21 protein-coding genes are annotated in these 21,573 nt (G+C 42.7%); 16 read left to right on the forward strand and 5 right to left on the reverse strand.

Annotated features, from left to right (window positions below):
* Positions 1 to 116 precede the first annotated feature (116 nt).
* Positions 117 to 2,408: a protein-disulfide reductase DsbD gene (dsbD, locus tag GNIT_RS16310; RefSeq protein ID WP_041246978.1), complete on the forward strand. Its 2,292-nt coding sequence runs from the start codon at positions 117 to 119 to the stop codon at positions 2,406 to 2,408.
* 87 nt (positions 2,409 to 2,495) lie between these two features.
* Entirely contained in the window at positions 2,496 to 2,777 is a 282-nt protein-coding gene (locus GNIT_RS16315; protein WP_014110408.1) for an STAS domain-containing protein, read from the forward strand.
* A gap of 85 nt (positions 2,778 to 2,862) precedes the next feature.
* Here GNIT_RS16315 and GNIT_RS16320 read toward each other — a convergent pair whose 3' ends face one another.
* On the reverse strand, positions 2,863 to 4,401 hold the full coding sequence (locus tag GNIT_RS16320; protein WP_014110410.1) for a GGDEF domain-containing response regulator: 1,539 nt from the start codon (positions 4,399 to 4,401) through the stop codon (positions 2,863 to 2,865).
* 612 nt (positions 4,402 to 5,013) lie between these two features.
* Here GNIT_RS16320 and aroQ point away from each other — a divergent pair.
* The 9 genes from aroQ (at position 5,014) to fis (ending at position 11,545) form a co-directional block, all read left to right on the forward strand.
* Positions 5,014 to 5,472 carry a type II 3-dehydroquinate dehydratase gene (gene aroQ, locus GNIT_RS16325; RefSeq protein ID WP_014110411.1) on the forward strand — a complete coding sequence of 153 codons (459 nt, stop codon included), beginning with the start codon at positions 5,014 to 5,016 and terminating at the stop codon, positions 5,470 to 5,472.
* Positions 5,473 to 5,536: 64 nt separating this feature from the next.
* Positions 5,537 to 5,992: an acetyl-CoA carboxylase biotin carboxyl carrier protein gene (gene accB, locus GNIT_RS16330; protein WP_014110412.1), complete on the forward strand. Its 456-nt coding sequence runs from the start codon at positions 5,537 to 5,539 to the stop codon at positions 5,990 to 5,992.
* Positions 5,993 to 6,002: 10 nt separating this feature from the next.
* Entirely contained in the window at positions 6,003 to 7,349 is a 1,347-nt protein-coding gene (gene accC / locus GNIT_RS16335) for an acetyl-CoA carboxylase biotin carboxylase subunit (protein ID WP_014110413.1), read from the forward strand.
* Positions 7,350 to 7,621: 272 nt separating this feature from the next.
* Positions 7,622 to 8,128, forward strand: a complete 507-nt coding sequence (locus tag GNIT_RS16340; protein ID WP_014110414.1) for a hypothetical protein — start codon at positions 7,622 to 7,624, stop codon at positions 8,126 to 8,128.
* Positions 8,129 to 8,196: 68 nt separating this feature from the next.
* Entirely contained in the window at positions 8,197 to 8,373 is a 177-nt protein-coding gene (locus tag GNIT_RS18125; protein WP_014110415.1) for a DUF6435 family protein, read from the forward strand.
* 217 nt (positions 8,374 to 8,590) lie between these two features.
* Positions 8,591 to 8,890, forward strand: coding sequence for a hypothetical protein (locus tag GNIT_RS16345; RefSeq protein WP_041246484.1), 300 nt, complete (start codon positions 8,591 to 8,593; stop codon positions 8,888 to 8,890).
* Between the two features lie 173 nt (positions 8,891 to 9,063).
* Positions 9,064 to 9,963 carry a 50S ribosomal protein L11 methyltransferase gene (gene prmA / locus GNIT_RS16350; RefSeq protein ID WP_014110417.1) on the forward strand — a complete coding sequence of 300 codons (900 nt, stop codon included), beginning with the start codon at positions 9,064 to 9,066 and terminating at the stop codon, positions 9,961 to 9,963.
* A gap of 258 nt (positions 9,964 to 10,221) precedes the next feature.
* Positions 10,222 to 11,220 (forward strand): tRNA dihydrouridine synthase DusB, encoded by a 999-nt coding sequence (gene dusB, locus GNIT_RS16355; protein WP_014110419.1) that lies wholly within the window; start codon positions 10,222 to 10,224, stop codon positions 11,218 to 11,220.
* Positions 11,221 to 11,251: 31 nt separating this feature from the next.
* The gene (gene fis, locus GNIT_RS16360) at positions 11,252 to 11,545 is read left to right on the forward strand and encodes a DNA-binding transcriptional regulator Fis (RefSeq protein ID WP_014110420.1); all 294 of its coding nucleotides are present in this window, start codon (positions 11,252 to 11,254) and stop codon (positions 11,543 to 11,545) included.
* Between the two features lie 258 nt (positions 11,546 to 11,803).
* Here fis and GNIT_RS16365 read toward each other — a convergent pair whose 3' ends face one another.
* Positions 11,804 to 12,439, reverse strand: a complete 636-nt coding sequence (locus GNIT_RS16365) for a DUF2799 domain-containing protein (RefSeq protein WP_014110421.1) — start codon at positions 12,437 to 12,439, stop codon at positions 11,804 to 11,806.
* 245 nt (positions 12,440 to 12,684) lie between these two features.
* Here GNIT_RS16365 and purH point away from each other — a divergent pair, with 245 nt between their 5' ends.
* The 5 genes from purH (at position 12,685) to envZ (ending at position 19,072) form a co-directional block, all read left to right on the forward strand.
* Complete coding sequence (gene purH, locus GNIT_RS16370; RefSeq protein ID WP_014110423.1) at positions 12,685 to 14,289, forward strand: bifunctional phosphoribosylaminoimidazolecarboxamide formyltransferase/IMP cyclohydrolase; 1,605 nt, start codon at positions 12,685 to 12,687, stop codon at positions 14,287 to 14,289.
* Positions 14,290 to 14,427: 138 nt separating this feature from the next.
* A complete protein-coding gene (gene purD, locus GNIT_RS16375) occupies positions 14,428 to 15,720 on the forward strand; it encodes a phosphoribosylamine--glycine ligase (protein WP_014110424.1) in 1,293 nt (430 codons plus the stop codon).
* A gap of 65 nt (positions 15,721 to 15,785) precedes the next feature.
* Positions 15,786 to 16,691, forward strand: coding sequence for a phosphoribulokinase (locus GNIT_RS16380; RefSeq protein ID WP_014110425.1), 906 nt, complete (start codon positions 15,786 to 15,788; stop codon positions 16,689 to 16,691).
* Between the two features lie 354 nt (positions 16,692 to 17,045).
* Positions 17,046 to 17,771 carry an osmolarity response regulator transcription factor OmpR gene (ompR, locus tag GNIT_RS16385; protein WP_014110426.1) on the forward strand — a complete coding sequence of 242 codons (726 nt, stop codon included), beginning with the start codon at positions 17,046 to 17,048 and terminating at the stop codon, positions 17,769 to 17,771.
* 5 nt (positions 17,772 to 17,776) lie between these two features.
* Positions 17,777 to 19,072: a two-component system sensor histidine kinase EnvZ gene (gene envZ / locus GNIT_RS16390; protein WP_041246485.1), complete on the forward strand. Its 1,296-nt coding sequence runs from the start codon at positions 17,777 to 17,779 to the stop codon at positions 19,070 to 19,072.
* Between the two features lie 2 nt (positions 19,073 to 19,074).
* On the opposite strand, the gene GNIT_RS16395 is transcribed toward envZ, so the two are convergent.
* The 3 genes from GNIT_RS16395 to hslR all read right to left on the reverse strand — a co-directional run bounded on the left by GNIT_RS16395 (position 19,075) and on the right by hslR (position 21,535).
* Positions 19,075 to 20,025 (reverse strand): DUF808 domain-containing protein, encoded by a 951-nt coding sequence (locus GNIT_RS16395; RefSeq protein WP_041246486.1) that lies wholly within the window; start codon positions 20,023 to 20,025, stop codon positions 19,075 to 19,077.
* A 133-nt stretch (positions 20,026 to 20,158) separates the two neighbouring features.
* A complete protein-coding gene (gene hslO / locus GNIT_RS16400) occupies positions 20,159 to 21,055 on the reverse strand; it encodes an Hsp33 family molecular chaperone HslO (RefSeq protein WP_014110429.1) in 897 nt (298 codons plus the stop codon).
* 27 nt (positions 21,056 to 21,082) lie between these two features.
* The gene (gene hslR, locus GNIT_RS16405) at positions 21,083 to 21,535 is read right to left on the reverse strand and encodes a ribosome-associated heat shock protein Hsp15 (RefSeq protein WP_014110430.1); all 453 of its coding nucleotides are present in this window, start codon (positions 21,533 to 21,535) and stop codon (positions 21,083 to 21,085) included.
* Positions 21,536 to 21,573: the final 38 nt, after the last annotated feature.

Genomic DNA, 21,573 nt, shown 5'->3' on the forward strand with positions numbered 1-21,573 from the left:
TGAAAGAAGATAAGGTTACCGCAGGTCTTGTTGCATGCAACGGCCATTACAATACATACTGCACCCACTTGGATAAGAGGTTATACCGTTTTATGAAGTTTTTTCAGCAATTTAAAATGTCACTTAGATCGTGGGCGCTAGTCGCAATGGCTGTTCTCATTGCCTATCCGCAAGCATGCAAAGCCCAAATTGATGTATCACCTCAAACTCTATTTCAAGACATGCCGAGCTTTCTAAAAGTAGATCAAGCGTTTCAAATGGATTTTGAACAATCGGGCAATCAACTCATCGTAAAATGGGACGTGGCAGAAGGGTATTATTTATATAAGAAGCAGTTCAGCATTGAAGCCGATGGTGCACTTTTAGGCGAACCAATTTACCCAGAAGCAAGCGAAATTGAAGATGAATACTTTGGTTTATCTGAAGTGTTTAAACAAGATATTGAAGTCGTTTATCCGATAATAAAAGCAGATGCGGATGCGGTTATTAAAGTAAGATTTCAAGGCTGTGCAGAAGCGGGACTATGCTATCCGCCAAAGCAAAACGATATTTATCTGACCGCCGTAGCAATGAACAATCCAATACAAGAAGGTGAGTCCAATCCGTTTGATGATGCTAGCAAGATTAATAAATCTGACAGCAAAGATTCCTTACAAGATTTATTTGATGAACAACCGACATTCGTAAAAGTAGAAGAAGCCTTTGGATTTTCATTTGAGCAGGTAGACGGAAAACTCATCGTCAATTGGGACATTGAAGATGGCTATTACCTTTATAAAAAACAATTCAAAACAGTCATAAATAACGGCGAATTAAGCGAGCCAGTTTATCCAGCTGCTACGCAAATTGAAGATGAATTCTTTGGTATTTCTGATGTCTTTTTTGAAGATATGACCGTTGAATATCAAATTGTCTGGGCAAAGCAAGACGCCGCGGTCAAACTCCGTTTTCAAGGCTGCGCGACAGCGGGTTTATGTTATCCGCCAACCACTAAGGTTATTTATTTAAATGCCGTTGGAGAGCCCGTTTTAACTGCTGCTAATGCAAATGGATCCTCAGCAGATAATAACTCAGCTCCACAGTCTGAACAGTTCCAACTAGCGGATCGTCTGCTATCAAACGACAGCTTTCTAATCACATTAGGTCTCTTCGTTTTACTAGGGCTCGGTCTTGCATTCACACCCTGCGTATTTCCAATGTACCCAATCCTCTCTAGCATTATCGTTGGCGCAGGAAAAAACAAATTAACCACATCAAGGGCCTTCTTCCTCTCGTTTGTATACGTACAAGGAATGGCGATAACCTATTCTCTATTGGGCTTAGTGGTTGCCTCTGCTGGCGTGCAATTTCAAGCAGCATTGCAATCGCCGACGATACTAATCATCTTCATCATTTTGTTCGTCGCATTAGCAATTGCTATGTTTGGCGGATATGAAATTCAATTGCCGTCAAAATGGCAAGAAAAACTAAATGGCGTAAGCAACAGCCAAAAAGCAGGTAACCCCATCGGCGTATTCATTATGGGCGTTATCTCAGGTTTAGTTGCATCTCCGTGCACTACTGCGCCGTTAACGGCAATTCTGCTGGTCATCGCACAAAGCGGTGACCTGACGCTAGGCTTCACTGCTCTTTATGCGTTGAGCATTGGTATGGGTATTCCGCTGATATTGTTTGGCATGACAGGCGGTAAATTACTACCAAAAGCGGGCCAATGGATGAATGTTGTGAAAGCAAGTTTCGGTTTCATGATGCTCAGTGTGGCCATTCTGTTTGTTGAGCGATTCATTATTGCTGACTGGACAATGTTGCTTTGGGTTGCTCTTGGTTTAGCCTTGTTTAGCTATTGGTTTGTGGTAAACCTTGACTCTAAAACAACCTTTCTTAAAGGCGTCCGTACGCTGGTAATTATGGTCGGCTTGGTGCTGTCTATTATTGCTGGTATGAATAGCACTGCAAAACTTGGTTTGCACAGTTTCTCACTTTTAGGATCTACCGCGCAGGTGCAAAGTTCTCAATATGACATTAATACAAAAGGCCACCCCGAGTTCATGGTCGTAAAAAACTTAGAAGACCTTTATGGCAAGGTTGCTGCAGCTAGCGCTGACGGAAAGTCAGTTATGGTCGACTTATACGCAGATTGGTGCGTTGCCTGCAAAGAGTTTGAATCTCGCACTTTCCCGGATCCCCAAGTAATCAAGGCGCTTGAAAACACAGTCTGGATGCAGATTGATCTTACTGACAACACGCCAGAAGGACTTGAGTTTCAAGAGCAATTTAATATTACGGGATTACCCACGATACTTTTCTTTGATAAGAATGGTTATGAGTTACCCAGAGGACGAGTTACGGGCTTCATGAAAGCAGAACCCTTTGCAAAGCATGTTGAACAATTGCTAAATCAGGGCTAAAAATTGTTAATTTCGGCGCAATAACTTATCTATAGTGAATCATCATTCGCACTAGTTACAGCGCCGAACGTATATAACGAGACCACCATGAGCGAAAAAACCTTACAACTTCCAGAGCGATTCGATTTTGGGTATCACAGTGAATTTACTGAGCAATACCAAGCAAGACTGGCTGACGAAAGTGTGACTGAAATTACTTTGGACTTTAGTCGCGTGGGGTATTTAGACAGTTCAGCTCTAGGCATGATGGTGATGTTTCAAAAGAAAGCTAAGAGTAAAAACGTGCCCGTGAAAATTAAAGGAGCAAAAGACAGTGCGAAAGACATTTTACAGATAGCTAATTTCGATCGCCTTTTCAATATTGTATAAGTCAGCGTGAATACAAATAAATAAAACCTCAGTCAGATCGCAGCGAAACTGACAGCTAACATCTTGTAACCACAGATGCAGCACTCTACTCTTTAAAAATGCTTATCTTATTACGACCACCTACCTTAGATGCATATAGGGCTTGGTCCGCCTGATTGATTGCATGCGGCAAGCTGTCGTTTTCTGCTAAATCAGCTAAACCAATGCTAAAAGTAGCACGAAATACTGTGTCCTTAAATTCAAAGTCGATTGCAGCGAATGCGTCTTTAATGGCATTGAGTTTTTCAACAGATTCTTCTGGACTAGCACCCACTAAGACAATCATGAATTCTTCACCACCATAACGACCAATGTAGTCAGTTGTGCGTAAAGAACGCGATAACAGTTGCCCTAGCCCGCTTAAAACTTTATCTCCAGCAGCATGACCATAGGTATCGTTCACACTCTTAAAATGATCAAGATCTAACATTGCGATAGAGGCATTACTCTTCTGACGATGGGCCAAACGAAAGCTGTTCATCGCCGCTTCCATAATTTGCCCGTGATTCAGCAAACCGGTTAAGCTATCTTTTGATACGAACTCTCGAACACCCAATGAGCGTTTTAATCGAGTAAGCAAAAGATCGATAACTAGAGCAGGGGGGGTGCTTTTTGAAATAACATCTTCGGCTCCACCTTGCAAAGCAGCCAATTTAGTCTCTAGCTGTTCATCACCCGTTAAAAATACGATGGGAGTAAAATCGAACTGCTTCTGCTGACGGATCATTTTTGCTGCATCGAGCCCGCTCACTCCTGGCATATTCATATCTAAAAGAAACAAATCTGGGTAAATATCATCTAAGCAAGAGAACATTTGTTCGACTGAATCCATGAAGTAAACCTCACACTGAGCGTCTTCCAAAAGTGTCTGATAAAACTCACCCATCAATTTGTGATCATCGATAAACACGATTCGATAATCGCGTGCTTTTTGTAGATTCAAAACACGATTTATTTTTTCAATAACGCCTAATATCGATGTCGGTTTTACAATAAAGTCGACGACACCTGCGCGGACCGCTGCCAAGCGCATTTCAAAATTAAATAGTCCTGAGTGAGAAATGACTTTAGTGCCTAGATGAGTTAACTCAGCAGCAAACTCGAATACTTGTGCAGTTGATACTTCAGGCATCAAGATGTCTAACAATACTAAATCAAACTGACGCTTAGGCTGCTTTTTCTTGAGCTCCCCTATGCTTTCAAAATATTCAACATTAAAATTAAATTCCGAAACCAATTCCGCAAGCGCCATTCCCGAGACCTTTTCATCGTCAACAATAGCAATGCTCATTCGTCTGTTTTGCTTTGCGGCAAGACTCAAGTTTTGCTCCACCGCTCCGTCGCTAACAGCGGCGCTAGTTTCAATTAGCAGGGGGTTAGATACTTTTTGAGTGCTAGAGATAAGTTGACTAAGCAACTGATCAACCTCAGTAGCTACTTGGCCAAAATTTTCTTTTTCACAGAGAATGTCTGAGCACGCTTTGGTGATCCTAGACAGTATGCTCTGCAAGGAAGGCAGAGCTAAGTCAGACACAGACTCATTGAGTTCTTCAACACAAACACGCAAAGGTTCCAACAGCGCCACGCTTTGTTGCTTACGCGCATCTGCCCAAAGCCTGATTATAATTTTCAGTTCCGCTTTAAATTTAGTATCAAAGTCACTGGGTATAGTAATGACAAATCTCCTGACAGCCTTAGATAAATTAAACTTTAACGTCGAATGCACACAGATGATTTAGCTGCTGTCGCATTGTAGTTTATTGAAGTACTTTTCCATAGGGCTGGGGTTTACTGGTTCTTTAACGTACTGTAGCCGAGTAAACAGATTGCATTTCTTCTTGAGAAACTATAACCAAACCTTGTTCCATTTAGACTATAGTATTACATACGTATAAAAACTCAATAACTCTTTATAACGCAGCCTAAAGAATGATTTGTACTCTCTAAGTAAGCTAAAGCATTCATTCCTATCTTCAGGTGTGGGCCAAGGCTCAAACATGTGCGAAAATATACGGCTAACTTCGCTGATTAGACCAGTAATTTACTGAATCTTTGTAGCGATCTGTGTATATTTCACTTATTAGAGAATTTAAGAACAATTTTTTGAAGTAATTGACTGCTTGTTGGCACTTTAGGAACTAAGATGTCAAAATAAAGTCAACTTAACGACTTGTTCACCGAAAATATAAGCATTTTAATGAATATTTTAGTTTTAAATGGACCCAACCTGAACTTGCTAGGAAAGCGCGAGCCTGAAATATATGGTTCAAAAACGTTAGACACTATATTAAATGAGCTAACTGACTATGCGAATAGCCGGGATGCGATGCTTTTTCACTTTCAATCAAATGCAGAGCACGAGCTTATTGCCCGTATTCAATCGGTACTGCTAGAGAGCTCAGAATCTAACCAAGCGATTGACGGTATAATCATTAATCCGGCAGCCTTCACCCATACCAGCGTGGCCCTCAGAGATGCTTTACTGGCGGTGAATATTCCGTTCATTGAAGTGCATCTTTCAAACGTGCATCAGCGCGAAAGCTTTCGCCACCACTCCTATTTTTCAGATATTGCATTAGGCGTGATTGTTGGCTTGGGTGAACAGGGCTACAAATTTGCCTTAGATGCACTAATAACCAAGTTGAGAAACAAATAATAAAACTAGCCCAGTTAAAAAAGGGCTCGTCACACAACTATCAATTTATAAAAAGAGACAGAGTATGGACATTAGAAAAATAAAAAAACTTATCGAGCTTGTTGAAGAATCAGGCATATCTGAACTTGAAATTACTGAGGGTGAAGAATCAGTACGCATTCATCGTGGGGGCTCTTCTTCATCAGTTCAATACGCACCTCAAATGATGCAAGCGCCAATGATGCATGCTCCTGCTGCGCAAGCTCCTGCGGCTGCAGTTGTTGAAACTGCCGCTCCGGCGCAAACAGGACATGTGGTGAAGTCGCCAATGGTTGGCACTTTTTATCGCTCCTCTTCTCCTGAGTCAAAAGCCTTCGTTGAAATTGGCCAAAGTGTAAATGTAGGCGACACCCTATGCATCGTTGAAGCGATGAAAATGATGAACCAAATCGAAGCTGATAAAGCAGGTGTGGTAAAAGAGATCCTAGTGGATAACCAAGAACCTGTTGAGTTCGATCAACCGATGTTCGTTATCGAATAAGGCGGCAACTATGCTTGATAAAGTACTCATAGCCAATAGAGGCGAAATTGCACTGCGTATTATGCGCGCCTGCAAAGAGCTCGGCATAAAAACGGTGGCAGTGCACTCTACTGCTGACCGCAATTTGAAACACGTATTACTGGCAGATGAATCAATCTGTATCGGTAAGCCCGCTGCTAACGAGAGCTACCTCAACATTCCACGACTCATTGCCGCGGCTGAAGTGACAAACTCGGTAGCTATTCATCCTGGCTATGGCTTTTTAGCTGAAAGTGCTGAATTTGCTGAAGCAGTAGAAAAGAGTGGTTTTGTTTTTATCGGGCCCACTGCTGAGACCATCAGTTTGATGGGTGACAAAGTATCAGCCATTGCTGCAATGCGCAAAGCTGGGGTTCCATGCGTTCCAGGCTCTGACGGCCCATTAAGTGATGATATCGAAAAGAACAAAACTATCGCAAAACGCATTGGTTACCCAATGATCGTGAAAGCGGCTGGCGGTGGTGGTGGTCGCGGCATGCGAGTAGTGCGTAGCGAAGCTGAACTAGAAGAATCGATTGCTATGACCAAGGCTGAAGCGGGCGCGGCTTTCAATAATGATGTAGTTTACATGGAAAAATTCCTTGAAAACCCACGCCATATTGAAATTCAAGTACTTGCTGATGGTCAAGGGAACGCAATTCATTTAGGTGAACGTGATTGCTCCATGCAGCGCCGTCATCAAAAAGTAGTAGAAGAAGCACCCGCACCTGGTATTTCTGCGCAAATGCGTGAGAAAATCGGGGAACGCTGCAGACGGGCCTGTATTGAAATTAACTATCGCGGTGCAGGTACGTTTGAGTTCTTGTATGAAAATGGTGAGTTTTACTTCATTGAAATGAATACGCGTATTCAGGTTGAACATCCTGTGTCAGAAATGATTACAGGCGTTGATTTGATTAAAGAGCAGTTGCGCATAGCTGCAGGCCAACCCTTGTCTATCGAGCAGTCACAAGTGCAGGTGCGTGGTCACGCCATTGAATGTCGTATTAACGCTGAAGACCCAAAAACGTTTATTCCTTGTGCTGGAAAAATAACTATGTTCCACGCCCCTGGTGGCTTGGGCGTTCGTTGGGAGTCTCATATATACACTGGTTACACCGTTCCTCCATATTACGACTCGATGATAGGTAAGCTGATTACTTATGGCGACAGTCGCGATGAAGCTATTGCTAAAATGCGTCACGCCTTGAGCGAGCTAGTAATTGAGGGAATAAAAACCAACGTGCCGCTACAACAACTGATTATGGCAGACGAAAACTTTTTTAATGGTGGCACCAACATTCACTACTTAGAGAAAAAATTAGGTTTATCTAAGTAAGCTAAAATGGATGATGGCTAAGTTAATTTAGCTCGGACATTACTAAACGCCCAGTTTATCCAATGGTATCTGGGCGTTTTTGTTTCAAATTCTTTATTTTACAAATTTCATACAGGGCATTGTCATTTGCAAGCTGCGTAGTTAACTCCACGTTACAAAAATACTCTTGATCAAATCTATATGACTAGCGTACTAAAACCTTCAAGACTACCCATCGCAGTCGAAACAGCATAGAAGTTCGAATGAGCGGAACCTAGATCAGTGAGAGCCAAATGAGCGAAAAATCTAAAACAATTCAGAGTGTACTAACGAAAATTGAAGTTTCGGGTCTATACAATTCAATAAACACTGATTTGAACCTGCGCAACCTTTTTGTTTTTCGCTACCTATTAGACGAAGCCAACGACATCGTCAATCTTAAAAAAGACATAGAGGACTTGCCCTTCTTTCCCGAGAGGCTAACCGCAAGCTATCAAGACGAATGGATTGTTTTTTGTAAAAAAAGGCTTAGCAAACTGGGGCTAAAGCAGATTAGTCAGCAGGAGTGTTTATTTTTAATAGACGCTTCTGACGAAAATGATGCGCTTAATGCTGAGAATGGGCATAGTGAGAACACTGAGATTTTGACTAGTTTAAGGTTACGCATCAAGGCAATGCAACAAAGCGATGAGTTCAACAAACAGTTCGAACAACTTTGCGTCATTGAAAAAGTCTTGCACAGCGACATCGCGCTTCTCAAAAGTGAACAACAAAGAAAGATTGAGCGTTTTATTAAATAGAATAAAGAAATGCGCTAAAAGACCAAGCGTGCGTATATACTATCAAATGACACCCATTGGAGAAAAATATGTTCGGCCTATTTAAATCTAACCCTAGCAAGAAATTACGTAAAACTTATGACACAAAACTAGAACAAGCCATGCAAGCGCAGCGCAAAGGGGATATTAAAACATACTCCATGATAACGGCTGAAGCTGAAGCTATCTGGGCTGAAATTGAAGCTATTGAAGCCAAAAACAAATAGGGCTCTTGTGGCAACATGATGAGTGAGCAATGACACATTCATTGCTCTTACTTCTTTAAGTATCCGCTAAAATAAATCGGTACCAAACCGAATACTGTCTTAACTGTTCAACAAACCGTCTCTCTGCTACATTTCGAAAATAGTGCCATCGACAAAAAAACCTATCAAGGATTGACATGTAGGTCATTTATCGCGAACAGTACAAAGGAGACAGTTTATGAAGTATTCATGTCCTCATTGCAAAGCAGCAATGAATAACAAGGATGTTCTACTAAAAGGCGTAATAACTTGCCACTTATGCAAGAAAGAGTGCGCTTTTGGTAGTTTTCTACAAATGTTAACGGCCGCGCTCATTGGTTTAGTTTCAGTCTTCATTGTTACATTTGCACTGCAACAATTCGATTTTGTTGGCAAAAGTGTACTCTCCATCGGAGTGGTTGCATTAGTTATCGCTGTCGCAATGTATCTTATCGCTCGACCTGTACCTTACATTAGTAAGAAAAACTCCCAAACCTAATAAATGGTTCACGCCTACCTCTTATTGTTAAAAATACTAATAAGAGGTTTTGCCCTACAGCCCATATGATGTATATTCCCCCCCTTCGCTGAACAACCAGGCAATACGCTTGCTATAATCCATGCAGCGAGGTAGATATCAACAAAGTCTTAACCATGAATAAAGGGTAGAAAATGGCTTGGCAGCAGCTTAAAATCAACGTAAAAGCGGAACATGCGGAAGCGGTCGGCGACATGCTTACAGCAAATAAAGCCTTAGCGGTTACTTTTGTCGATGCTAAAGACACTCCCATGTACGAGCCTAAACCCGGCGAAATCATGCTGTGGCCAGACACACAAGTTGTGGGCTTGTTCGACGCAGCTGACGACCTAAGCTTCGTTATTAAGCGCTTAGAAAAAGCCAAAGCCCTTGGTAAAGATTTTGTTCATGTTGTCGATCAATTGGAAGACAAAGATTGGGTACGTGAGTGGATGGAAAGTTTTCATCCAATGCAGTTTGGCGAACGTCTTTGGATTTGTCCGAGTTGGTTGGACGCTCCTGACCCTAATGCGGTTAATATATTGCTCGACCCAGGTTTAGCTTTCGGAACGGGTACTCATCCAACAACATCATTATGTTTACAGTGGTTAGACAAAGCCGATGTAGAAGGAAAAACCGTCGTCGATTTTGGCTGCGGTTCTGGCATATTGGCCATTGCGGCGCTCAAATTAGATGCGGCAAAGGTCATTGGCATTGACATTGACCCACAGGCATTAGAAGCAACTATAGACAATGCAACTCGCAACAAAGTAGAAGATAGGCTATCCGTATTTTTACCCGCCAACCAGCCAGAATTAAAAGCTGACATTGTAATGGCGAATATTTTAGCTGCCCCTCTAAAAGAATTAAGTGCTGTGATATCAAACTATTGTGCAGACAACGGGCAACTCATTATGTCTGGTATTTTGGTCGAACAAGCTGATGAAGTAATGTCCCACTATGCAAAGCAGTTTACTTTTGAAGCAGTAGAAGTAGAGGGTGAATGGGTTCGCCTAAGTGCGCAGAAAAATAAAACAGGCGCAGGAGAGAAATAGTTCTTAATCTGCCAAGAGCAGATTTTTCCTGAGCTGCAGCGCAGAAAAATTTCACCGCGGCCTCACTACTTAACTAGTTGACGTGAATCATAATATTTTTTTGCAAGCTGTTTTTTTGACCATTTTATACAATTTTTGCTTTTTATTTGTACAAAAAATAAGTAATATGGCGCCCCTTGCAATTCAAGTCAGACCAGTTGCACAGCAATTCTGCGGTATTCGCATCAGTTAGGGCGCGCAGAAAGATAGGAGTATGAAGTGAAAATTGGTCCTTACATCTTAGATAACAATTTGATGCTTGCTCCAATGGCTGGAGTGACTGACAGGCCATTTAGGCAGTTGTGTAAAAAAATGGGTGCAGGATTAGTTGTGTCCGAAATGCTCTCGAGTAATCCGAAAGTATGGAATACGGTGAAATCGCAACTGAGAATGAATCATGAAGGAGAATCGGGTGTTCGCTCGGTTCAAATCGCTGGTTCGGAGCCTCACTTAATGGCTCAAGCGGCGCAGTTTAATGTTGAGAATGGTGCGCAAATCATCGATATCAACATGGGTTGCCCGGCTAAAAAAGTGAATAAAAAGTTGGCAGGTTCTGCACTGCTGCAACAACCTGAATTGGTTGAATCTATCGTGAAAGCGGTAGTAGACGCAGTGCAAGTGCCGGTCACGTTAAAAATCCGTACAGGATGGGACACTGATAACAGAAATGGTGTCCAGATTGCTCAAATTGCTGAGGCTAATGGGATCCAGTCACTGGCAGTACATGGAAGAACGCGAGCCTGTATGTATAAAGGGAATGCGGAATACGATACGATCAAAAAGATCAAAGAGACTATCAGTATTCCAGTCATCGCTAACGGAGATATATTGTCCGTTGATGACGCGAAAGAAGTTCTCAGATATACCGGTGCAGATGGAATAATGATTGGCAGAGGAGCCCAAGGCAACCCTTGGATTTTTCGTCAAATTAGTTATTTTTTGAGTACCGGCGAGTATTTATCAGAACCATCAATCGCTGAAAAATTAGAGGTGCTTACACAGCATGTTCAAAATGTTCAGCAATTTTATGGCGATACTATGGGAGTACGTATTGCTAGAAAACATGTTGGTTGGTACGTTGATAAATATGACTCTGATAAACGCTTTCGTCGCGCATTTAATGCTATCGAGGATGGTGAAAACCAAATTGAGGCCTTAATCGCTTATTTTTCGTCGCTGTCAGATCAAGACAATTTGTCTATTTCACCTGCAGCATAATTTTTCAATCAATAAGAGCAGTAAAAGTATTATGTTCGATCAAAACTTAACATCACCGTTTACAACAACGGTTACAACACCGACTCAAGCACAAACTCAAAAACCACTTAGAGCTTCTGTAAAGCAAGCGGTTAATAAGTATCTAAAGGAATTAGACAATCAAGACATTGATAACTTGTATGACTTAGTTCTAGCGGAAATTGAAGCGCCGTTGTTGGAAGAAGTAATGACATACACTCGTGGTAACCAAACGAGAGCTGCCAACTTGATGGGCATCAACCGTGGTACTTTGCGTAAAAAGCTAAAACAGTATGGAATGAACTAATTAAACGCTAACTATGGTATTGGCGCTTTAGGCTATCCTTTAGTTCGAATATTAATGGTTAAGTTTGACCTCATTCAAAACGAAAGCCGATATGTAATTTAAATTGCCCCGAGAATTAGACATAAACTTCGACGAGAACTTTAAATATTATATATCGGCTTTTTTAATCTCTCATTTAAGCTCAGGCAAGAAGTGCAAGTCTGGCTTACTGAACTACCTTATTTACCGCTTATAATAGATTGGTAGCAACGTTAACTATTAAAAATAGTTAGCAAACGTCTCCTTCACACTCTCGTATTTTTGAACAGCCTGTGCTTGCTCATCTTGATATTCCGGAATAAGCTCAATCAACCCTAGCATCTCGAGTTCTAAAGACTCAATTTGCTGACGAATTTCAAGCCTTTCAGAGCGCAGCAGCCCATCAGCAATCATCTCATTGTTTTTATCCGCAATGGTTTCTTCAAAATTTTCTATCCTCGCATAAAGACGCTCCAAGGCATCATCTTTAGAATCCAATTCACGTCGCGCAGAATAAATCTGTTTACCATCAGTTAAGCCGTTTAAAAATAGAGGAACCAGTTCTTCAGGACAGTTTCTATTATAACTTTGCCCTTTCATACCAAGAAAAAAGCCGTTACTTCGAGTGCAATACTTTTGGGAGCCTTCATTATGGCCCCTTAAATAATCATCAATATTGGCAGTCACGCCGTGCGCTGCGCACTCTTGACGGTGCTGTGAAAACTGTGAATCGCGAACTCCTGCAACACCATCTTCATAACCAATTGCTTGCCAGTTAGCAGTTTCGCACTGCGCTTGATTCATATTTGCACAGCCGCTTAAGCCAACGGCAGCAAGGGTTAACATCGAAACTAACAAGTACGGTTTATTTCTCATAGAGATGTCCTTTGGTATAGCAATACTATTTTAATAATTTTATTCGTACCAAAATGCATAGGCTATTTGGCATCGTGTTAATCTCAGTATAACAAGGTGATCGGAGCGCAAGGTATTAAATTCAGCCACATCAACCAATATTTTTGATGCTAAAAACAGCAAAACTGAGTATAATCTGCGCCCATCCAAAGATTGTTAAATCCCTCAATTTGTTAGCCCTAAAGCCAATAACCTTAGAGAATATAATGCAAAAAGCTAAACCTATCCAACGAGCCTTATTAAGCGTTTCTGACAAAACTGGTATCATCGACTTCGCATCAGCATTGGCTGACCAAGGCGTAGAGCTCCTCTCAACTGGCGGCACAGCCAAATTATTGAGAGAAAACGGCATACCTGTTAAAGATGTGTCTGAGCACACAGGCCAAGCAGAAATCATGGATGGTCGCGTAAAGACATTACACCCAAAAATTCACGGTGGTATTTTAGGCCGTCGCGATTTAGACCAAGCGGTAATGCAGGAACAGAATATTGCGCCTATCGATTTAGTGGTGGTTAATCTGTATCCATTTGCAGCGACTGTTGCTACCCCTGATTGCAGCATTGAAGACGCCGTTGAAAATATCGATATTGGCGGACCAACCATGGTGCGCGCTGCAGCGAAAAATCATAACGATGTGACTATCGTAGTAAATGCTAACGATTACGCTAAAGTAATGCAGGAAATGCATGACAATGGTGGCAGCGTGACTTTCGCTACGCGTTTCGATTTAGCTATCAAAGCATTCGAACATACTGCAGAATATGACGGCATGATTGCCAATTATTTCGGCGCTAAAATTGAAGCTGTAAGTCAATCATGCGAGGACGAATGTGGACATGATCACAGTGAGTTCCCGCGCACATTCAATCTTCAAATGACTAAAAAGCAAGATCTTCGCTACGGCGAAAATAGTCATCAAGAAGCGGCTTTCTATGTTGAAAACCAAATACAAGAAGCCTCAGTTGCAACTGCCGTTCAGCTACAGGGTAAAGAATTATCTTTCAACAATATTGCCGACACCGACTCGGCGCTTGAGTGCGTGAAAGAATTTGAAGAACCGGCCTGTGTTATTGTAAAGCATGCAAACCCATGTGGCGTGTCGATTGCCGACGATATTTATTTGGCCTATGACAACGCTTATAAGACAGACCCTACATCTGCATTCGGAGGTATTATTGCGTTTAACCGCGAACTTGATGCAAAAACAGCGCAAGCGATTATCGATCGTCAATTCGTCGAAGTCATTATTGCGCCGTCTGTAAGCGCTGAAGCACAAAAAGTTGTGTCGGCAAAACAAAACGTTCGCCTTCTTGTTTGTGGTGATTGGCGCGGGCAATTAACCGAAGGTTACGATTTTAAACGTGTTAATGGTGGTCTATTGGTGCAAGAAAGAGACTTCGGCATGGTCGAAAAAGAGGACTTGACCGTAGTCACAGAAGTGCAGCCAACTGAGAAGCAATTAGACGACTTACTCTTTACATGGAAAGTCGCAAAGTACGTAAAATCAAACGCTATTGTGTATTGCCGCGACGGTATGACTATTGGCGTAGGTGCCGGTCAAATGAGCCGTGTTTACTCAGCAAAAGTAGCCGGTATAAAAGCAGCTGATGAAGGCCTTCAGGTTGAAGGCTGCGTAATGGCGTCTGACGCCTTCTTCCCATTCCGAGATGGCATTGATGCAGCAGCTGCGGCAGGTATTAAAGCCGTTATTCAACCAGGTGGCTCAATGCGTGACAACGAAGTTATCGCTGCGGCTAACGAACATGGTATTGCGATGGTATTCACGGGCATGAGACACTTTAGGCATTAGTGCAAACTGCTAATGTTTAATATAAACCCGAGCTCGGTAAGAAAGTGATTCGATGGGAAGGCTTGGTGATTCATTATTATATTTTGAAAAATCTCGTCTAGCCCAAGTTAACAACATTCAGATTAATAGAGAAAGCAAATGAAAGTATTGGTTATCGGTGGTGGTGGTAGAGAGCATGCGTTGGCGTTTAAAGCAGCAGAATCGACATTGGTTACCGATGTTTTTGTTGCACCTGGCAATGCAGGGACAGCACTTGAACCTAAACTTACAAACGTTGCGATAGCGGCTGAAGATAATCAAGCACTGCTCGACTTTGCCTTATCAGAGCAAATCGGTCTCACTATTGTTGGTCCCGAAGCTCCGCTTGTTTCAGGAATTGTCGATTTATTTCAATCCCATAAGCTCGCTATTTTTGGACCATCGAAAGCTGCAGCCCAACTAGAAGGCTCAAAAGCATTTACGAAAGACTTCTTAGCTCGGCATAAAATTCCAACCGGCGACTATGCAAACTTTACTGAGATAGAGCCTGCCTTGGCGTATGTGCGCGAAAAGGGTGCTCCAATTGTTGTTAAAGCCGATGGGCTCGCGGCTGGTAAAGGCGTTATTGTAGCCATGACCTTGCGTCAGGCTGAAGATGCAATTAAAGATATGCTTGCTGGTAATGCTTTTGGGGACGCTGGAAGTCGCGTGGTCATTGAAGAGTTTTTGGATGGCGAAGAAGCTAGTTTTATCGTCATGGTAGACGGTAAAAATATCCTCCCATTTGCAACTAGCCAAGATCATAAACGCGCTTATAACAAAGACCAAGGGCCTAACACCGGCGGTATGGGTGCCTATTCTCCGGCGCCCGTTGTGACTCCGGAGATATTCGAGCGCGTAATGAAAGAAGTTATCGAACCGACAGTCACTGGCATGGCTAGTGAAGGTCATCCCTATTCTGGCTTCTTATATGCAGGTTTAATGATTGATGCTTCCGGCACGCCAAAAGTAATAGAATATAACTGCCGCTTTGGTGATCCCGAAACTCAACCCATAATGATGCGTTTGCAATCTGACTTGGTCAATTTGTGCATGCTAGCGTGTGAGCAAAAACTCGATACCGCAGACATAAAATTCGATGATCGTGCAGCTGTAGGTGTTGTGCTCGCTGCAGAAGGCTACCCTGGCGCTTATCCGAAAGGCGATGAAATACATGGCCTAGATGATGCTGCAGCATTACCGGGAAAAGTATTCCATGCAGGCACCAAAATAGATGGTGATAAAGTGCTTACCAACGGCGGACGCGTTTTATGTGCAACAGGTTTAGGTAAAACAGTTACTGAAGCACAGCAAAATGCCTATGCTTTGGTTGATGCTATTGACTGGCAAGGTGTGATGTTTAGAACCGACATTGCTTATCGCGCTATTGCTCGAGAAAACACCGAGAACTGAGAAACACCTTGACCGCTTGTGTTTGGTTGCTTATAACTAGGGTAATTCAATTACCCTAGAAGCCTATGTCTGTAAAACATCCCATTATTGCAATTACCGGTTCATCCGGCGCTGGAACAACGACAACGACTAATGCTATCAGGCACATATTTCGCAACCTGAAGGTAGATTCAGCCTCTGTTGGCGGTGATAGCTTTCATCGCTTTACACGGCCAGAAATGGAAGTGGAAATACGCAAAGCGCAGGAACAGGGGCGACACATAAGCTACTTTGGCCCTCACGCTAACGATTTTGAGTTACTCGCAAAACTATTTACTGAATATGGCGCGACAGGCAAAGGTCAGCATAGACAATACCTGCATACTTTCGACGAAGCGGTGCCGTTCAACCAAATGCCCGGTACCTTCACCCCTTGGCAAGACCTTCCTGAAAATACCGATTTATTATTTTACGAAGGATTGCATGGCGGTGTTAAAACCGATGAGGCCGATGTTGCTTCTCACGTAGACTTACTAGTGGGAATGGTGCCCATTGTGAACTTGGAGTGGATCCAGAAAATTGTGCGCGATACCACTGATAGAGGCCACTCACGTGACGCTGTGATGAGCAGCATCGTGCGCAGCCTAGACGACTACTTTCACTATATTACACCGCAATTTTCACGCACTCACGTCAACTTTCAGCGAGTGCCTACTGTTGATACCTCTAACCCCTTCAGTGCACGCGAAATCCCGACACAAGATGAAAGTTTTGTTGTGGTGCGTTTCCGCCGTGAAATGAAAAGCGTCGACTATCCTTACCTGCTTAAAATGATTGACGGTGCATTTATGTCACGTATCAATACCATTGTTGTACCCGGCGGAAAAATGGGCTTAGCAATGGAGTTAATTTTAACACCACTGATTGAAGAGCTACTCGACCAAAAGCGGCGGGCAGGTTACCAAATGGATTGGTTAGCAGAGAACAAATAGTGGTAAAAAAATTGCTAAAATAAAAAGCGTATTCGGACAACAAGTTAGCTTAAAATTTAATCTTTTTCTGTTCTTAACTATTGAATAAAATCGGCGAAATGCTATCTTGTAAAGGTAGTGAAGAAAAAACAGCTAATTCGTTGATTGCGTGGATTAGTTGTACCGCCGTTTATCGGCGGTTTTTTTTGTCAAAAATTCAGTCACTTTGTTATTTTCTTAGTATCCGATAGGCGTTCATTACGCACATTTGTGAATCTGACATTATTTGTAACAATCATCGACACATCCCCTCTTCCGACTTCGGCACTGATGACATATAGTGTGCTTTAATAAATAAAGAGTTGAGTGATATTCATGGGACAGGAAACCTCGAAAATTCTGGTTGTTGATGACGATATGCGTTTACGTTCATTGCTAGAGCGGTATTTAGTAGAGCAGGGCTACCAAGTCCGCACAGCCGCCAACGGTGAACAAATGGACCGCTTATTGGAACGCGAAAATTTTCATTTAATGGTCTTAGACCTTATGCTTCCTGATGAAGACGGTCTGTCTATTTGCAGACGCTTACGTCAACAAGAAAATCAAATTCCCATTATTATGCTTACTGCAAAAGGCGATGAAGTAGATCGCATTATTGGCCTTGAAATGGGCGCTGATGACTATTTGCCAAAGCCCTTTAACCCAAGAGAGTTATTGGCTAGAGCAAAAGCTGTTTTGCGTCGTAAAACAACAGAGGCCCCAGGAGCACCCTCGCAATCCGAACAAGTTGTTTCCTTTGGTAGTTATAAACTTAATTTAGCCACCCGAGAAATGTCCGACAATGGCAAGCCCTTAACACTCACCAGCGGTGAATTTGCAGTGTTAAAATCACTGGTCACGCACGCTCGCGAGCCACTTTCTCGCGATAAATTAATGAATTTGGCGCGTGGTAGAGATTACAGTGCACTTGAGAGAAGCATCGACGTTCAGGTTTCTCGACTGCGCAGAATGCTAGAAGAAGACCCTGCTAACCCACGCTACATTCAGACGGTTTGGGGCTTAGGCTACGTATTTGTACCCGACGGTGCAGTAGACGCTTAATCCAAGTGAGATTTCTTCCTAAAAGCACCTTTGGCCAAACGGTCGTGTTAATAGCGGGTTTACTGCTGATCAACCAAATTGTGACTTATTTATCTGTCATTAATTATTTTATTCGTCCTAGCTATCAACAAATAAACTCACTCATTGCCACACAGGTTGAGCAGATATTTTTGCAAGGCCTGAATTCTCCTGAAAATCCGCTGCATGAAAAATTTATGGAAACCACCGGCACGCGTTTTCATACGATAGAATCAGCTATGCATGCAGGTTTGCGCGATGCGACTTACTATAAGACTTTGTCCGTTGACATCTCAAAGCAACTTGGCGGCAAAACTGATGTTAGAACCTCTGGTGGCGTGAATTACTTAATTTGGATACGTCCACCGCAAGATCCGAATATTTGGATATCTATTCCAATGCAGGGTATGGAAGAGAGCGACTTTTCGCCACTCACCATCTACCTCATTGTTATCAGTATCTTGAGCGTCGCGGGGGGGTGGTTATTTGTGAGACGGTTAAACAGGCCACTGCAAGCGCTGCAAAAAGCAGCACGCAAAGTAGGTAAGGGACAATTTCCAGAGCCACTGCCACTTGAAGGAAGTAGTGAAATGGTGGCGGTAACCAATGCCTTCAATAAGATGTCGCAGGGTATTCATCAACTAGAAAGTGATCGAGTACTAATGACTGCAGGGATATCACACGACCTGCGTACGCCGCTAACCCGTATTCGTTTAGCTAGTGAAATGCTGCCAGAAGACCAAGCATGGGTAAAAGACGGTATCGAGCATGATATCGAAGACATGAATGCCATCATTGACCAATTTATTGATTACGCCAGACAAGATCAGCAAGAGGCATCTGAAAACGTTGATTTGAACAACGTCATTAAAGAGTTAATTAAGGGAAGATTGCTCGAGCAGGGACACCATATTGAACTGCAACTTGCGCCGTTACCGAATGCAAAGTTACGCGTTATTGGCATTAAACGTGTATTGGATAACTTAATCGAAAATGCCTTTCGCTACGGCAGCGCCGACATCTGTATTATTACCAAAGTTGACCATCATTCAAAATCACTAATTTGTAATGTACGTGACTATGGTAAGGGCATTCCAGAATCAGAAATTCCAGTATTATTCTCACCCTTTGCACAAGGTGACAAGGCCCGCGGCTCAGTTGGCTCAGGACTCGGCCTCGCAATCACTAAACGTATCGTCGAAAGCCACGGCGGCAAAATGCTCTTCACCAACCAAGCCTCCGGCGGCCTCTCGGCCGGTTTCACCCTTCCCTACAGCACCTAAAATTAATTAACAAGGGCCCCTTTTATTTTGCGGGCGGTGGTTAGGGTTACCAGGGTTAGCAAACCGGCTGCTATGCCAATAACGCCGTTCAAGGCAATCCCTGTAAGCGAGCCCGCTATGGTGCCAACGGTTGGGAAGACTGACACCACATCAACTGAGTGCTCAACAAAATGATGTAAAAACGGTACGCCGTGGGCAATGATGCCGCCGCCGACAAGGAACATTGCAGCGGTGCCGACTACTGCTAGCGTTTTCATTAGAATAGGGGCGAATCTCAGTAGAGCGCGACCGGTAAAACGCTGCAGTTTATCAAAGCTTCCTGACACTGATTTACGCAGCAGATAAAGCCCCAAATCATCAATTTTTACAATCAGTGCGACAAAGCCGTAAACACCTATCGTGAAAATAATGCTCATCAACGACAACACCGTTATTTGTGTCGTGAAAGGTTCAGCAGCAACGGTGCCTAAAATAATGACGATTATCTCAGCGCTCAGCACAAAGTCCGTGCGGATCGCGCCTTTGATTTTGTCTTTTTCGATATCGGCTAAATTAATTGAAGGGTCAGCTAAGGCTTTTAGCTTTTCTGCATGCGCTTGCTCATCTTCTTGCTTACTAACAATGAACTTGTGAAGTAACTTCTCAACGCCTTCAAAGCACAAATATAAGCCGCCGATAATCAGCAGGTACATGACCATCCATGGCGCAAAAAAGCTAATTACCAAAGCGCTAGGTACTAAAATCAACTTATTAAGAAAAGAGCCCTTCGCAACAGCCCAAACCACCGGAAGCTCGCGGTCTGCTTTCACGCCAGAAACTTGTTCTGCATTTAAGGCTAAATCGTCACCCAACACGCCGGCTGTTTTTTTTGCCGCCACTTTTGACAAAATCGCGACGTCATCTAATACAGTCGCTATATCGTCCAATAACGTGAGTAAATTTGCAGCAGGAATAGCCCTTCTCCTTTAGAGATAACAAGTGATTTAGAATCTTAGCAACGTACATCCATTGACACTAGAGCTTGTTGCGCTCTGCAGTTTAAAACTCCAACAGCAAAGTTCAAAGGAATCCAATACAAAACAGACCTTAGTGTATTTTTTGGTCAGCAACCACGTTGTCTGCATGAATATTTTCAACATCGATAGCGTCAAAACGATATTCTTGATGGCAGAATTGGCAGTTCATCACAACCGCGCCTTCCTCTGCTACTATTTCCAGCAAATCAGCTTTTGATACGTTTTGTAAGGCAATTGCGCTGCGCTCTTTTGAACAGTCACATTTAAACGTTACTGGCTGAGCGTCGAACAAACGAATTTTTTCTTCGTGATACAAACGGTGCAAGACTTCTGCCGTTGGTAAACTAAATAATTCTTCATTTTTCAGCGTATTCATCAAGTGACCCAAATGGTCAAAATCAGGATTTTCATGAGACTGAGAAGTTTCACTATTTTCAGGCACGACTTGCAGTAACATACCACCAGCAACATTGCTAGTGTTGTCACGCTGAGTGCGCAAACTCACTTTTGTCAGCAATTGCTCTGACTGTAAAAAATAGTCTTCTAAGCATTCGGCTAAAGTAGGTTTGTCTAGCGCGACAATACCTTGATAACGTTCACCGTCTTTCGGGGCGAGTGTAATAGCCAAATAACCTTTTCTAAACAACTCAGAAAAACTAGACGGTAATTTAAATTCTTCGTTCCATCTTGCAACACCACGCAGTTTTTGATCGTGCGTGCCATTAATTACGACGTATTTTACCAAGCCTTCGCTTTGAATTTGCAGCGACACTTCACCTTCAAATTTTAGCGTAGCGGTTAACAAGCATGCTGCCACCATCAATTCGCCCAGCAAATCTTGAATAATAGGAGGGTAATCATATGAGTCCAAAATGCCCTGATAGCTATCATGCAATTTAACGACTTCCCCGCGAACATTGCGGTCTTCAAATAAAAATCTATCTAATTGGTCTTTCTCAACGGTCATAAATCTCTTCTTTAACTAGTAAAACATCTATTGATGCTTAAATTGAATAATTTGTCGGCGCTGTTTCTTATCAGGCCTGCCGTCTGGTCTTGGGCTATGAAAAATACTTAATTTTCTGGCCGCTGCATTTTTTTCACGAAGTGCAAGGCTCTCACTTGTCTCTTCATACAGAAGTTGTGCTAATTGGGCGCTTCTACGTTGCCCAATAACGTCTTTGACGACTACCGTTTTTTGGTCAAAGCCTGCTGGTACTTGAATTATTGCATCAAGCTCAACAACTTTGCTCGGTTTACAACGCTGCTTATTATACTGAACCTTACCCGATTGGACCAATTCTCTAGCAATGGCACGCGTTTTACAGAAGCGAGCAGCCCAAAGCCACTTATCAATTCGCACATCGTTTGCGTCGTGCTCGGTCTTACCCGCTTTACTTTGCCCAGCACTTTTTTTATTCGTATTTGCACTTTTTTGTTTTTTCATTGTCTTTTGTTTACAACTTAACTTTTAGAATTGCGCCG

The sequence above is a fragment of the Glaciecola nitratireducens FR1064 genome (genome assembly GCF_000226565.1).
GTDB lineage: Bacteria > Pseudomonadota > Gammaproteobacteria > Enterobacterales > Alteromonadaceae > Glaciecola > Glaciecola nitratireducens.